Raw genomic sequence first — 12,304 nt, 5'->3', positions numbered from 1 at the left:
GGGATCGTTTTTGATTGCGCGCGGTCAACACCCTGATTGAACACTGCAGGGTTGCACTAACCAATGACCGATACCCAAACGTATCCGCGCAAATCATCCAGCTGGAAGAAGCCCGTCGCAATCGCCGTCGCGGCGGTTGCAATCGTGGCGGCAGTGGGCTATGGCTATGCATCGCCATATATCGCGCTGAATAACCTCAAGGCAGCCGCCGACGCACGCGACGCAGCCGCACTAAGCGAGTACGTCGACTACCCGGCGCTGCGCGCGAGCTTGAAGCAGCAGGTTGGCGAGATGCTGCAACAACGCATGGAGGCCGCCCACGCCAGCAATCCGCTCATGCTGTTCGGCGCGATGATCGGCAATGCGCTGATCGGCCCACTGGTGGACGCGTATGCCACGCCAGAGGGCGTGGCCGCATTGCTCAGCGGCATGCCGCCGACCGGCAAGCCGGGAGAACAGCCCGCGCCTGTGCCGCCGGCTGAAGCGCCGTCGCCGCCACCATCGTCACAGGCAGGCCAAGCGACGCAGCCCGCACCCGGCAATCCTCCGGCTCAGGCGCAATCGCCGCAGCCGCAGCAAGCTCAGCCGCGAGCGCAAACCTCGGCGGGCTACCGCAGTCTGAACACGTTCGCCGTCACGTGGCAGCGCGGCGCAAACAGCGGCTATGGCGGCGATCGCTATGCCGCCATCCTGCAGCGTCATGGGCTGTTTTCGTGGAAGCTCGCCGCCGTGGAATTGAACGAGCCGAATACCGTCAACGACGCGAGCGCGTCGAACTGAGCAAGCCGTACCGAGATGAACCGCAAGAATTGCGGCGAGCCATCTACGTGGTAGTGGCTCCGCCGCTTTTCGCTGATTGACTGAACGCTGCAATCGCGCGGAAGCGATTGATAGCGGCTAGGCCGCCGCCTGCTGTTGCTGTTTTTCCTCGGCAGCCGAAGAGCAGGCCACGAGAATGCTGCACGTCACGCGGTCGAGCAGCGGCGTATTGCCCGCACCCATCCACCAGCGCGAAAGTCCGGTGCGGCAGCGATGCCCCACCACTACGAGATCGACGTGCAGCTCATTGGCGAGATTCGCAATCTCGTCGATCGGATGGCCGAACGCGAAGTGGCCCTGCGCACGCACGCCGCGTTCGGTCAGCCAGTCCACGCCTTCCTGCAGAATCTCGCGCGCCGTTTCTTCGAAGCGCCCACATGCCACGTCGGTGAGCAAGCCCGCACTTTGCGCGATCGTCGAGCGCATGTCGACCACCGAAAGCAGATGGGTCTCCGCATGCAGGTCCAGCGCCAGATCCGCGCCGCAACGCAGCGCCTTGCGGCCTTCGCGCGAGCCATCGTAACAAAGCAGAATTTTCTTGTAGCTCGCCATGATCGATTCTCCCTACCCGTCTGGAAACGCAGGTCACTATTACATGATGGTGCGCCGCAATTCGACACGCAAGGGCTGGAAAACGCCAGGTTTGCGTGCACATCGATGGTGCAACGGCATGGGGAGATGAACGCCCTATAATAGGCCGCCTTGCAACGTGCAACAGCCGCCCAACCATGCCCGCCATCGAATTCGAGCAGGTGATCAAGCACTACGGAGACAGGACCGTCGTGAACGGCCTGTCGTTCGACGTCCTCCCCGGCGAATGCTTCGGGCTCCTCGGCCCCAACGGCGCAGGCAAGACCACCACGTTGCGCATGCTGCTCGGCATCGTTTCGCCCGATGCCGGACGCATCAGCCTGTGCGGCGAACCGGTGCCCGCGCGGGCACGTCATGCGCGCGCGCGCGTGGGCGTCGTGCCGCAATTCGACAATCTCGATCCCGACTTCACAGTGCGCGAGAATTTGCTCGTGTTCGGCCGCTACTTCGGACTCTCGGCAAGCGAAACGCGCGCGCTCGTCGCGCCGCTGCTCGAATTCGCACGCCTCGAAAGCAAGGCCGATGCACGCGTGGGCGAGCTTTCCGGCGGCATGCGCCGCCGTCTCACGCTGGCGCGCGCGCTCGTCAACGACCCCGACGTGCTGGTGATGGACGAGCCCACCACGGGTCTCGATCCGCAGGCCCGCCACCTGATCTGGGAGCGGCTGCGCTCGCTGCTCGCGCGCGGCAAAACGATTCTCCTCACGACGCATTTCATGGAGGAGGCCGAACGGCTTTGCAATCGCGTCTGCGTCATCGAGGAGGGCCGCAAGATTGCCGAGGGCCCACCGAAGGCGCTGATCGAATCGGAAATCGGCTGCGACGTGATCGAGGTCTACGGGCCCGATCCGGTGGCGCTGCGCGACGAGCTCGCACCGCTCGCCAAGCGCACGGAAATCAGCGGCGAAACGCTCTTCTGCTATGTCGACGAAGCCGCGCCCGTGCATGCGCTTTTGCGCCATCGCTCGGATTTGCGCTACCTGCATCGGCCCGCGAATCTTGAAGATGTGTTCCTGCGGCTCACGGGCCGCGAGATGCAGGATTAACATCGCCATCATGCAGACACGCACGCAAACCCCGCCGCCCACGCGCCCCACCCAGTCGCCCATGCGCGAGCCGCGCGCGGCGCTGCCGTCGAACGCGACGCACTGGATCGCCGTATGGCGGCGCAACTATCTCGTCTGGCGCAAGCTGGCAATCGCCTCGATGTTCGGCAATCTCGCCGATCCGATGATCTATCTGTTCGGCCTCGGCTTCGGGCTCGGGCTGATGGTCGGCCACGTCGACGGCGTCTCGTACATCGCGTTTCTCGCGGCAGGCACGGTGTCGTCTTCGGTGATGATGTCGGCTAGCTTCGAGTCCATGTACTCGGGTTTCTCGCGCATGCACGTGCAGCGCACATGGGAAGCGATCATGCACACGCCGCTCTCGCTCGGCGACGTGGTGCTCGGCGAGGTTGTCTGGGCCGCCAGCAAGTCGGTGCTGTCGGGCGCGGCCATCATGATCGTGGCGGGCCTGCTCGGCTACGCGAGCTTTCCGTCGATGCTGCTCGCGCTGCCCGTGATCGCGCTCGCGGGCCTCGCATTCGCGAGCTGCGCGATGATCGTCACGGCGCTCGCGCCGTCCTACGACTTCTTCATGTTCTATCAAACGCTCGTGCTCACGCCGATGCTGCTGCTTTCCGGCGTGTTCTTTCCGCTCACGCAATTGCCCGCCGCCGCGCAGCACGTCACGCTGATGCTGCCGCTCGCGCACGCCGTCGAGTTGATTCGCCCGGCCATGCTCGGGCGCCCGATCGAGCATGCGGGACTGCATCTCGCCGTGCTCGTGCTCTACGTGGTGGTGCCCTTCGTCGTCGCCTCGATCCTGTTCCGGCGGCGCATGATGCGCTAACGCGCGCGGTTCGGAACAAGCTCAGTCGTCGTCGTCGCCCCAGGGGATGTCGACATCCGAAATGAAGGCGACGGTCGCGAACGGGCCGCCTTCCTGGCGGCCGATCTTGCCGTCGGCGCGATGCCACTCGACGCGGAACTGCGTGGACTGCGACTGGGCAAGCAGGCGAATCGTTCGGATCTCCTCCGGATCCGAGTCCTCGACGGGACCATCGAGCGAAATCAGCAACTGCTGCGGCCAGAGGCCGTCGGCGGGATCGTAAATGCGGTCGCCATCGGGGATCGACGTGTGCGCCTCAACGCCGATGGTCGCCGACGCCTCGACGATCATCTTGCCGAGCGCGCGCAAAACCGCCGTTGCACGAGCGGAGTTGGCCTGCCGGATGGCGAGGTCGCCCCGTGTCAGGGCCTGTTCGAGTTTCGGATTCGTTTTTTGCTTTGCCATGGCGGTTCCCGGGCGCGAGCCCTGTTCTGTGCGGATTGTGTGCAGATGGCCAGCCGGCTGGCCGGCAATCCGACGTTGATGCGTGTCTCTTATCTTAGGGCCTGTTCACGCCGTTGCGCACCAATACGTGCGAACAGGCCTTAATGAAGCGCGCTAAAACCCCAGCGCGACTGTTGCCAGCCCCGCCACCACGCCGAACAGCACGACCACCGAGCCCACCAGCGCCAGCGTACGCACCCTGAACGAGCCGGCCAGCATCGCGAACGACGGCAGGCTCACGGGCGGCAACGTCATCAGCAGCGCGCCCGCCGGCCCCACGCCCATGCCGAGCGCCAGCATCGCCTGAATGATAGGCACCTCGCCGGCGGTAGGGATCACGAACAGCATGCCGGCCACCGCAAAAACGACGATCCAGCCGAGGCTGCTCGCCACCTCGGGCCCGATGTGCGGAAAGAGCCACGCACGCGCCGCGCCCAGCAACAGCACGAGCACGATGTATTCCGGCACGAGCCGCACCGCCATGCGCACGAAAAGGCGCAGCCAGCGGATGAGCACATTGCCGCTCTCGGCCTGCTCCTGCGCGAACATCGCGAGCCGCACGTCGGCGGCGAGCGCCTCCTCGCGCGTCACCAGCCGATTCGCGAGCCAGCCGAGGCCGAACACCATCAGCACGCCCAGCACGAGGCGCAGCGCACTCCACTGCCAGCCCAGCACGAAGCCCATGAACACGAGCGTCGCGGGGTTGAGCACCGAGTTGCCGAGCCAGAACGCGATCGCCCCGCCCGGCGACGCATTGCGCGCGCGCAGCCCCGCCACGACAGGCGCGGCGCAGCACGTGCACATCATGCCGGGCACCGCGAGCAGACCGCCCGCCGCGACGCTGCCGAAACCATGGCGCCCCATGACGCGCGCAATCCATTGCGCCGGCAACAGCGCCTGCACACCCGAGCCGAGCAGCAGGCCCAGCACCATTGCCTGCCAGATCGCCTTGCCGTAGGCCAAGGCATAGTCGAGCGCAGCCGCGAACGACGGCTCAGGAGCGCTCGCCGCGCCGCCCATCAAGATGGACTTGCCGATCGAATGCGTGGCCTCGGCCGTGAAAGCGCGGTGGTAGTACGGAAACCACTTCACATAGAACAGGCCGGCAACGGCCAGCAGAATGAAAAGGGGCCAGCCCCACGAGGGCGGCGATTGTGGGGGTTGTGCTTCGCGTGCGCTGGTCATTGTAGTCATACTCCGCTAAGGGGCTCGGGGTCGGATGATCCGGGGCGAGCGGGTCAAGCAAGGCGCGCCGACCCGCAGAACCGGGCAGCGCGCGCCGCATGATGCCCGCACGCGCAATGCTTGATCAAGCCAAATTCAAGGTGCGGGATTGGGCTGTACCTCATGCAGCGCGTCGATCTGCGCGAGCGCTTCGGGCGAAAGCCTGATATCGACGCTGCCGATATTTTCCTTCAGCTGCGCCATCGAAGTCGCGCCAATCAGATTGCTGGTCACGAACGGCCGGCTGTTGACGAACGCGAGCGCGAACTGCGCGGGCGACAACCCAAGCTCCTTCGCGAGCGCCACATAGCGCGACGTGGCCGCCACCGCCTGCGGCTTGCTGTAGCGCTGAAAACGCTCGAACAGCGTGATGCGCGCGCCCTCGGGCCGCGCGCCGCCCTCGTATTTGCCCGAGAGCCAGCCGAACGCCAGCGGCGAATAGGCCAGCAGGCCGATGCCTTCGTGATGCGAGAATTCGGACAGCCCGCTTTCGAACGCGCGATTGAGCAGGCTATACGGATTCTGGATGCTGACGACGCGCGGCAGCCCTAGCTTTTCGGCGGCGCGCAGGAATTGCGCAACGCCCCAGGGCGTTTCGTTCGACACGCCGATATAGCGCACCTTGCCGGCCCTCACGAAATCCGCGAGCACGGCAAGCGTCTCCTCGATCGGCACCGTGTATGCATCGTCGATCCATGGATACGCGTTGCGGCCGAACGTCATCGTGCTGCGGTCGGGCCAGTGCAATTGATAGAGATCGACGTAATCGGTCTGCAGGCGCGCGAGGCTGCCATCGAGCGCTTCGGTCAGGTTCTTGCGGTCAAACTGATTGCCGTCGCCGCGGATATGACGCGGATTGTGCGGCTGGCGTGCCGGGCCCGTTATCTTGGTCGCGAGCACGATGCGATCGCGCGCCGCGCGATGCCGGGCGAGCCACGTGCCGATGAAACGCTCGGTCTGCCCTTGCGTTTCGGGGCGCGGCGGCACCGGGTACATTTCCGCTGCATCGATGAGCGTGACGCCGTGATCGAGTGCGTAATCGATCTGCTCGTGCGCTTCGCGCTCGGTGTTCTGCTCGCCCCACGTCATCGTGCCGAGGCCGATCAGGCTCACCTTGACGTCCGTATCGCCGAGAGTGCGGTATTCCATCGAAGCGTTTTCCATCATCTAATTGAGAAGAACCGCGAAACTATCACGCCGGCCGATTTTTTTCAGGCGCCGGGAAATCCGCGCGCACAAAGCAAAGCGCCGGGGTCCTGAGGACACCCGGCGCCCAGGCCGCCCGATTCAGGGGCGGCGCTTCGGACCGCGAGAAACTTAGTGGCCGAAAAACACTTGCTGCGAACGCGGCGTTTGATCGTGGCGGCTGCCCGACTGCGTCGCCACGCTCGCAACACCGCCGTACGACGCGTCGACGCCTTGCTGCTGGGCACGCTCGGCCGCGACCGTCTGGGCGCTCTGCCCTTGTTGCGACGCCGGCGCGCCAACGTCCGGACGATAAGACGGCGCGGGGCCATAACCGCTGGCGAACGCCGGAGCGGCGATGGAGGCGGAAGCTGCGACCAGCAGCGCGGCGATCAGTTTGGTCTTCATGGTGGACTCCAGTATCAGTTTCGATTGCAGTTCGGGGATGGCGCCGCGCCTGGGAGGTCGATGCCCCATGAGCTGCGTCAGTGAAACTCAGTGTATCCACCTTCTATCAAAAAATAATCACGATATATCGAATTTACTATTCCAATGCCGCAAACAATCGCCTCTGCCAGTCCAGACGGGCCTGAGCGAGGAACTGGTCCTAAAAAAGCGCAAAAAATTTCTGGCGCGATGCACAACACAGAGCACTAATTACATAACGTTCAAAGGGTCTTTCGCGCGGCCGGGCGTGCGATACGCGCTCCTGCGAGCGCTCGCGCAAAAAGCTCGGTCCACGCCTGCCGCCTTGCCGCAGTGCGAAATTGCCGGAAACGCCCCCAGAACTCACTGGGCAGGTTGCGATAAAATAAAAGGTTGATCCACGCTTGCCGCGCTCCCTGCGCACCGATTCGCCATGTCCACCCACCGTATCGCCAGTCCCCGCCGCGTGTCCGTCGCACCGATGATGGATTGGACCGACCGCCACTGCCGCTCGCTGCACCGCTTCATTTCACGGCACACGTGGCTGTATACGGAGATGGTGACGACAGGCGCCCTGCTCCATGGCGACGTTCCGCGCCATCTGGCGTTCACGCCCGACGAAGCGCCCGTCGCGCTACAACTGGGCGGCAGCGAGCCGGACGACCTCGCCCGCTCGGCCAGGCTCGGCGAGCAATGGGGCTACGACGAAATCAACCTGAACTGCGGCTGTCCGTCAGAGCGCGTCCAGCGCGGCGCATTCGGCGCATGCCTGATGAACGAGCCGCAGCTCGTGGCCGACTGCGTGAAGGCAATGCGCGACGCAGTCTCGGTGCCGGTGACGGTGAAGCACCGGATCGGCGTGGATGCGGTCGAGGACTACGCGTTTGTGCGCGATTTTGTCGGCACCATCGCGGAGGCGGGCTGCACGGTTTTCATCGTCCATGCGCGCAACGCCATTCTTAAAGGCTTGAGCCCGAAGGAAAATCGCGAGATTCCGCCGCTCAAGTACGAGTACGCGTGGCAGCTCAAGCGCGATTTTCCGCAGCTCGAGATCATCATTAACGGCGGCATCAAGACGCTCGACGAGGTGGCTTTGCACCTCGAGCACGTCGACGGCGTGATGCTCGGCCGTGAGGCTTACCACAACCCCTACGTGCTGGCCGGTGTCGATGCGCGCTTCTATGGCGCCAGCGAACCCGCGCCCACACGCGATGATATCGAAGCGAAGCTGATGCAGTACTGCGCGAGCGAAATGGCGCGCGGCACGCACCTGGCCGCTATCACGCGCCACGCACTGGGGCTGTACCGCGGCGAAGCCGGCGCGCGCGGATGGCGACGCGTGCTGTCGGACAACCGCAAGCTCGCCAAGGGCGATCTCGCGATCTTCGAGGAAGCGCGCGCGCACCTGCGCAGCCCCATGGAAGCGTCGCCTGCACTTTCCTCCGAAATATTTGAATAAAGGGACTAGGCAAGTCCGATCGGCTATGTATATAATCTTGCTTCTTGATTGACGCCGCTCACAAAGCAGCGCCAACAAGGAAGCAGTAACAGTGGTGGCTGTAGCTCAGTTGGTAGAGTCCAGGATTGTGATTCCTGTCGTCGTGGGTTCGAGTCCCATCAGCCACCCCAGTAGAATCAAGCGCTTAGCCCAGACATAGACTCTGGGCTTTTTGCTTTCTGGAGCCCGTGTAGGCACCATGTAGGCATTTGCCGTCAACGCGGCCTGTCAAATTGCACCGTTAACGACAGCGCAACATTTCGCCTAGACTCCACTCCATCGTGCTGGCAGCAATTTTCTTCTTAGTCCCATGGAGACAACGATGCCCGAATGGTCGATATGGAGAAAATTCCCCAATCCGAAGCAACACGGCGAACTGGTAGCCCCATTCGGGCCTGGCTGCTACGAACTTCGTCACGGGGACGAACTGCTTTTTGTCGGCATTGGCAAGAACGTCGCGTCACGCATGAGTTCGATTTTGCCGGCGCCGCTCGGCAGCGGAACCCGAAATAATGACGGCAAGCGGACGTATGTCCTCGATAATCTTGACGAGGTTGAGTACCGTACTCTCGCCTGCCTCACGCGCGAGGAAGCAGAGGCACAGGAACGCGAACTAATGCGAACCCGCAGGTATCGATTTCCAACCTAACTTCGCGTTCTGTAACGTCGGAATACTCGGTTTGGCTGCATGACTCTTCTCTAACGTCGGAGAGGTCGCCTACCCTGCCAACGCAAGCCGCCCGCCATCCGCTACCATCCGCGTAAAAGACGAACGAAGCAAGGGGACTAACATGGGCGGCTGGACTCGTATCTGGGTGGTCTTGACGCTGGCAACGAGCGCGTTGGCTGGATGGGTTTACGTGGACAACGTCCACTATGCTGAGCAGCGCGCCAGCGACGCCTACAAGAGTGCGCTCGACGGGTACGACGCCTGCCGCCAGCAACCCCCAATACCTCAGGGCGCCTCAGACCTAGCCAGTCAGTTCCTCCGCGCTGGGTGCGACGATGTCAACCAGCCGCGAGACCAATACGTCAAGCAGCAAGCCCAGCAGCGCGATGGGGAAATCGCGACAGCAAAGAGGGACGCCGCCAGCAAAGCAGTCTCGACGGTGGGCTGGGCAAGCGGGACGGTCGGAGCGATTTTCCTCGCGGTCGGATGGATTTGGCGCGGGTTCCGCAAAAGGAAACGAACCTGAGCCTCGCACGCACGTGCGCGCGTACTGGTCGCGAAACCCCGCTTTCGCCTCCGCGTAAATCCAACCGGCACGGGGGAAACGTCATGAGCGAAACGCAGTCGAAATTGTGGTTCTCTGGGGTTGCCTACATTCCGTACGCGATACTGGCCTATGGATATAACTGGCTCGCCAAAGGAACCGACCATGATTTGACCGTTGCTATCGTGATACTGCTCGGCGGCCGCCTTGCATATGCGCTGATAGACAACGTGACCGCCGCCATCGCATGGCGCGTGCACGGGCGCAAACGTGCGATGGACGCGTTCTTGAAGTTGATGCGGGAGAACCGCATGCCACGGCGTGAAAGCCCGACTGAGAGCCTCGGCAGCTACCTCAACTACCTCGATAACGACGGCGAAAGCAATTCGGCTATCCGTAGCGCTGCACGCCAAATCGCGACAATTATCGAGCAGTCGCACCACGAAGGCCTGATGGGCGGCAAGCGCCGGGTTGAAAAAGCGGCTCAGGCCGCGTATGAGCGCTACCAAGATGAACTACCGGCATTTCGATTGCCAGATTGGATTAAAACGGAATAAACACCCTCAAAGCCGCTTATGCCGGTCTCGGCTCGCTGTTTCTTCGCTGCTCTCAGCGAGACTGCGCCGCCTGTATTTCCCCTGTTGTTTCACCGGTACCAGGCGGCGCGCTCCGCTATTTCCCCCTATTTTATTGATGCCGCTCACATGTGCATGTACGGCATCGTGGATGGCGGAGGAGCAAATTTCACGGACGGATTGCCAATGTGCAACATCGGCGCGGGGTCGCCGCCCATCGTGCCCTGCCGATTTCCCCTCGCCGCGAGCAGGCCGGCACCAAGGAGTCCGGCGCCCAGCGCCCAGGGCGCAGCATTAAAGCCCCCCATCGTTGCGCCTCCAATCGGAGCCGCGCCATTCACCGCACCCGAGAGCCCGCCACCGAGCGCGCCGCTCTGTGTTGCACCCATCCCGCCACCCGGAAGGAAGCCGCTGAACATGCCCGTAGGCGCAAAACCGAACGCGCCGCCGAGATTGCCGCTCATCCCCGAATTGAGCCCCGAGCCGTTCGCCGTGACGCTGCCCGTCAGGCCCGTATTGCCATAGGCAGCGGGGCCGTTGAAGAATCCATTGAGGCCGCCAACGCCCGGACCGCTGTTTGGGTCGTATCCAAAGCCGAAGATACCCATGTCATCTACTCCTGTGAAAGTCGTTGCCGACAAAGTTGATGTGATTGGTTGATTTCGAGACGGCTCTCCTGCAATCCGCGAAGCGCCTTGTTCAAGGCTCGTTGCTCAGCTTCCCACTCCGCTGAACGCATTCCGTGCTTCGTCGCGTTGCGTGACGCCACCGCCTTACCCTGCTCGCTTCGCGGTCCAGTCGACCGGTTCCACGGTTGCCATTGCTGAATCAATTGCGCCTGTCGCGCTCGCCGCTCGGGAGTCCATCCGTTCGCCATGGCTTGCCTCTAAAAGTTCGTTCGTCGGATTCGGTGTTTCCGCGCGCGGCACAGGCACCGGCCCGTTGTTGACCTGCTGCGGACCATTCGCCAGATTGGCCTGCCGGATAAACGCGATTGAGCGCGGCGCCTTGAGCTCGCCCAGCGTCTGCAACGTGGCCCGGCACTGGCTTTGCGCCTTCATGGCCATGCGCATATAGGTCTCGGTTGCCGTGAGGTACTCGCCCATGTTGAGCGCGGCGCGGCGGGCGAGCTCGTTGAACATGGCATCCAGCGAATGCGCCTGACTCATGAGCATCGCCTCAGCGCGGGTCAAGTCGCCATCGTTCGCCAACGTCGATTGACGTTTCAGCTCGTCGGCAAGCGCATTGATGTCGGCGCCCTTTGCCAACAGGTTGAAATAGCCGGACGTTGTAGCGGCACCCACTTCGGGTCTGGTAATTCCCCGAGCGATGCTGGTGTCGTCGGTCTCGCCGGGCAATTGAGGGATGTTCACGACCCTGTTGCCACTTAGCGAGTTCGGGTCCTTCGACTGCTGTTTTGTTTTCTCTGCCATGGCGTCCTCAGAAGGCAATGTCGTCATCTGCCAGCGCAGACTCACGGGCCGCGCGACCGTTACCGTTTGCAGCCCCGGCGCGCTCTGAGCCATTCCCATCGCCCTGCATGGCGGCGCGCTTGCGCTTCACGTGGTAAGGCGTCAGCACTGCGTGCGCTACCAGGTCGAGAGCGGGCTTCGCTTCGCCTGAGCGATCCACCCATGCCTTGGGCGTCAGCGTGCCCGCCAGCGCCACGGAATCACCGTCAGCGAGCGCGAGCAGCGCCTCGCCCGCCGTCGTGCTGAACGCAATCACGTTCACGAAGAGCGCTTCGCCGTCGCCCACGGCGGCGCGCACCTTGGCCGTCACGAACCGCTTGCCGTTCTGACTCGTCCGGCTCGTCGCCGTCCCGTACAGCTTGCCGCTCACAATTCCGTCAACCATGTTTCACCTCGCAATCGGCAGCGACCGCCGCCCAGGCTTCAATCGAACCCTCGCAGGTCCACTCGTACCCGCTCCACATGCAACCGTGCTGCACCGCCAGCCCGACAGCCACCGGCCACACAGCGCGCCATTCGTCGCGGTCACGGCGATAGAACAGCACAGGCAGCTTGCTTTCCGCCGTCGCCTGGCGAGCCGCCTGCGCGTACCACTCGCGAATATCGGCGCGCGCCGCCGCCGCGTACCGCTTCACCTCGACACACCAGCCCGGCACGCCGTCGAGGTCGGAGTCACCGTCGTGCTGGCGGACGCGGCGTTTCACGTCCCAGTCGGTCAGCTCACGCACCAGAGCGGCAATTTCGCGCTCGCCTGCCTTTCCCTTCGTTCTCGATTTCAGTCCCATGCAAGCCCTCGCGGTGCGCTTCGTTAGGTGTCCCGTTTTTTCCCGTTTCGTCCCGTTCCGGGAGTTTCTGGGTCCCGTTTTCTCCCGCTCCGTATATATAGATACGGGCGGGAACGGGAGGGACTCCGGGATGGGTGGG

General features: G+C 63.4%; 16 protein-coding genes and 1 tRNA gene. 8 read left to right on the top strand and 9 right to left on the bottom strand.

All coding sequences use genetic code 11. From position 1 onward, the window contains the following. Positions 1–63: 63 nt before the first annotated feature. Positions 64–780 carry a DUF2939 domain-containing protein gene (locus PWP93_RS04895; RefSeq protein ID WP_421043677.1) on the top strand — a complete coding sequence of 239 codons (717 nt, stop codon included), beginning with the start codon at positions 64–66 and terminating at the stop codon, positions 778–780. A gap of 117 nt (positions 781–897) precedes the next feature. On the opposite strand, the gene PWP93_RS04890 is transcribed toward PWP93_RS04895, so the two are convergent. Beyond that, the gene (locus tag PWP93_RS04890; RefSeq protein ID WP_035526110.1) at positions 898–1,371 is read right to left on the bottom strand and encodes a universal stress protein; all 474 of its coding nucleotides are present in this window, start codon (positions 1,369–1,371) and stop codon (positions 898–900) included. 176 nt (positions 1,372–1,547) lie between these two features. Between PWP93_RS04890 and nodI the strand changes: the two genes are divergently transcribed. Beyond that, positions 1,548–2,456 (top strand): nodulation factor ABC transporter ATP-binding protein NodI, encoded by a 909-nt coding sequence (gene nodI / locus PWP93_RS04885; protein WP_421024114.1) that lies wholly within the window; start codon positions 1,548–1,550, stop codon positions 2,454–2,456. Positions 2,457–2,466: 10 nt separating this feature from the next. Then, on the top strand, positions 2,467–3,303 hold the full coding sequence (locus PWP93_RS04880; RefSeq protein WP_421043676.1) for an ABC transporter permease: 837 nt from the start codon (positions 2,467–2,469) through the stop codon (positions 3,301–3,303). A 21-nt stretch (positions 3,304–3,324) separates the two neighbouring features. Here the strand turns inward: PWP93_RS04880 and PWP93_RS04875 are convergent, their stop codons facing one another. The 4 genes from PWP93_RS04875 to PWP93_RS04860 all read right to left on the bottom strand — a co-directional run bounded on the left by PWP93_RS04875 (position 3,325) and on the right by PWP93_RS04860 (position 6,603). After that, positions 3,325–3,747: a hypothetical protein gene (locus PWP93_RS04875; RefSeq protein ID WP_421043675.1), complete on the bottom strand. Its 423-nt coding sequence runs from the start codon at positions 3,745–3,747 to the stop codon at positions 3,325–3,327. A gap of 153 nt (positions 3,748–3,900) precedes the next feature. Then, on the bottom strand, positions 3,901–4,971 hold the full coding sequence (locus PWP93_RS04870; protein WP_421043674.1) for a permease: 1,071 nt from the start codon (positions 4,969–4,971) through the stop codon (positions 3,901–3,903). A 135-nt stretch (positions 4,972–5,106) separates the two neighbouring features. Further along, entirely contained in the window at positions 5,107–6,159 is a 1,053-nt protein-coding gene (locus tag PWP93_RS04865; protein WP_421043673.1) for an NADP(H)-dependent aldo-keto reductase, read from the bottom strand. Between the two features lie 168 nt (positions 6,160–6,327). Next, positions 6,328–6,603, bottom strand: a complete 276-nt coding sequence (locus PWP93_RS04860; protein ID WP_421024118.1) for a hypothetical protein — start codon at positions 6,601–6,603, stop codon at positions 6,328–6,330. Positions 6,604–7,054: 451 nt separating this feature from the next. Here PWP93_RS04860 and dusA point away from each other — a divergent pair, with 451 nt between their 5' ends. The 5 genes from dusA (at position 7,055) to PWP93_RS04835 (ending at position 9,890) form a co-directional block, all read left to right on the top strand. After that, positions 7,055–8,080 carry a tRNA dihydrouridine(20/20a) synthase DusA gene (dusA, locus tag PWP93_RS04855; protein ID WP_421043672.1) on the top strand — a complete coding sequence of 342 codons (1,026 nt, stop codon included), beginning with the start codon at positions 7,055–7,057 and terminating at the stop codon, positions 8,078–8,080. 94 nt (positions 8,081–8,174) lie between these two features. Further along, positions 8,175–8,250: transfer RNA gene (locus tag PWP93_RS04850), tRNA-His, on the top strand. A 191-nt stretch (positions 8,251–8,441) separates the two neighbouring features. Then, the gene (locus PWP93_RS04845; RefSeq protein WP_421043671.1) at positions 8,442–8,768 is read left to right on the top strand and encodes a hypothetical protein; all 327 of its coding nucleotides are present in this window, start codon (positions 8,442–8,444) and stop codon (positions 8,766–8,768) included. Positions 8,769–8,910: 142 nt separating this feature from the next. After that, positions 8,911–9,315 carry a hypothetical protein gene (locus PWP93_RS04840; protein WP_421043670.1) on the top strand — a complete coding sequence of 135 codons (405 nt, stop codon included), beginning with the start codon at positions 8,911–8,913 and terminating at the stop codon, positions 9,313–9,315. 83 nt (positions 9,316–9,398) lie between these two features. After that, on the top strand, positions 9,399–9,890 hold the full coding sequence (locus PWP93_RS04835) for a hypothetical protein (RefSeq protein ID WP_421043669.1): 492 nt from the start codon (positions 9,399–9,401) through the stop codon (positions 9,888–9,890). 143 nt (positions 9,891–10,033) lie between these two features. Here PWP93_RS04835 and PWP93_RS04830 read toward each other — a convergent pair whose 3' ends face one another. From PWP93_RS04830 to PWP93_RS04815, 4 genes are all read right to left on the bottom strand, one after another. Next, a complete protein-coding gene (locus tag PWP93_RS04830) occupies positions 10,034–10,516 on the bottom strand; it encodes a hypothetical protein (RefSeq protein ID WP_421043668.1) in 483 nt (160 codons plus the stop codon). Between the two features lie 165 nt (positions 10,517–10,681). Beyond that, positions 10,682–11,386, bottom strand: a complete 705-nt coding sequence (locus PWP93_RS04825; RefSeq protein ID WP_421043667.1) for a hypothetical protein — start codon at positions 11,384–11,386, stop codon at positions 10,682–10,684. After that, the gene (locus tag PWP93_RS04820; RefSeq protein ID WP_421043666.1) at positions 11,349–11,765 is read right to left on the bottom strand and encodes a single-stranded DNA-binding protein; all 417 of its coding nucleotides are present in this window, start codon (positions 11,763–11,765) and stop codon (positions 11,349–11,351) included. The genes PWP93_RS04825 and PWP93_RS04820 overlap by 38 nt, the downstream gene beginning before the upstream one ends. After that, complete coding sequence (locus PWP93_RS04815; RefSeq protein ID WP_421043665.1) at positions 11,758–12,165, bottom strand: putative PDDEXK endonuclease; 408 nt, start codon at positions 12,163–12,165, stop codon at positions 11,758–11,760. Before PWP93_RS04815 ends, PWP93_RS04820 begins: the two co-directional genes overlap by 8 nt. Positions 12,166–12,304: the final 139 nt, after the last annotated feature.

The organism is Paraburkholderia sp. A1RI-2L, assembly GCF_048957375.1.
Lineage (GTDB): Bacteria > Pseudomonadota > Gammaproteobacteria > Burkholderiales > Burkholderiaceae > Paraburkholderia.
The sequence above is the reverse complement of the archived record's forward strand: the minus strand, read 5'-3'. Positions and strand labels throughout refer to the sequence as shown.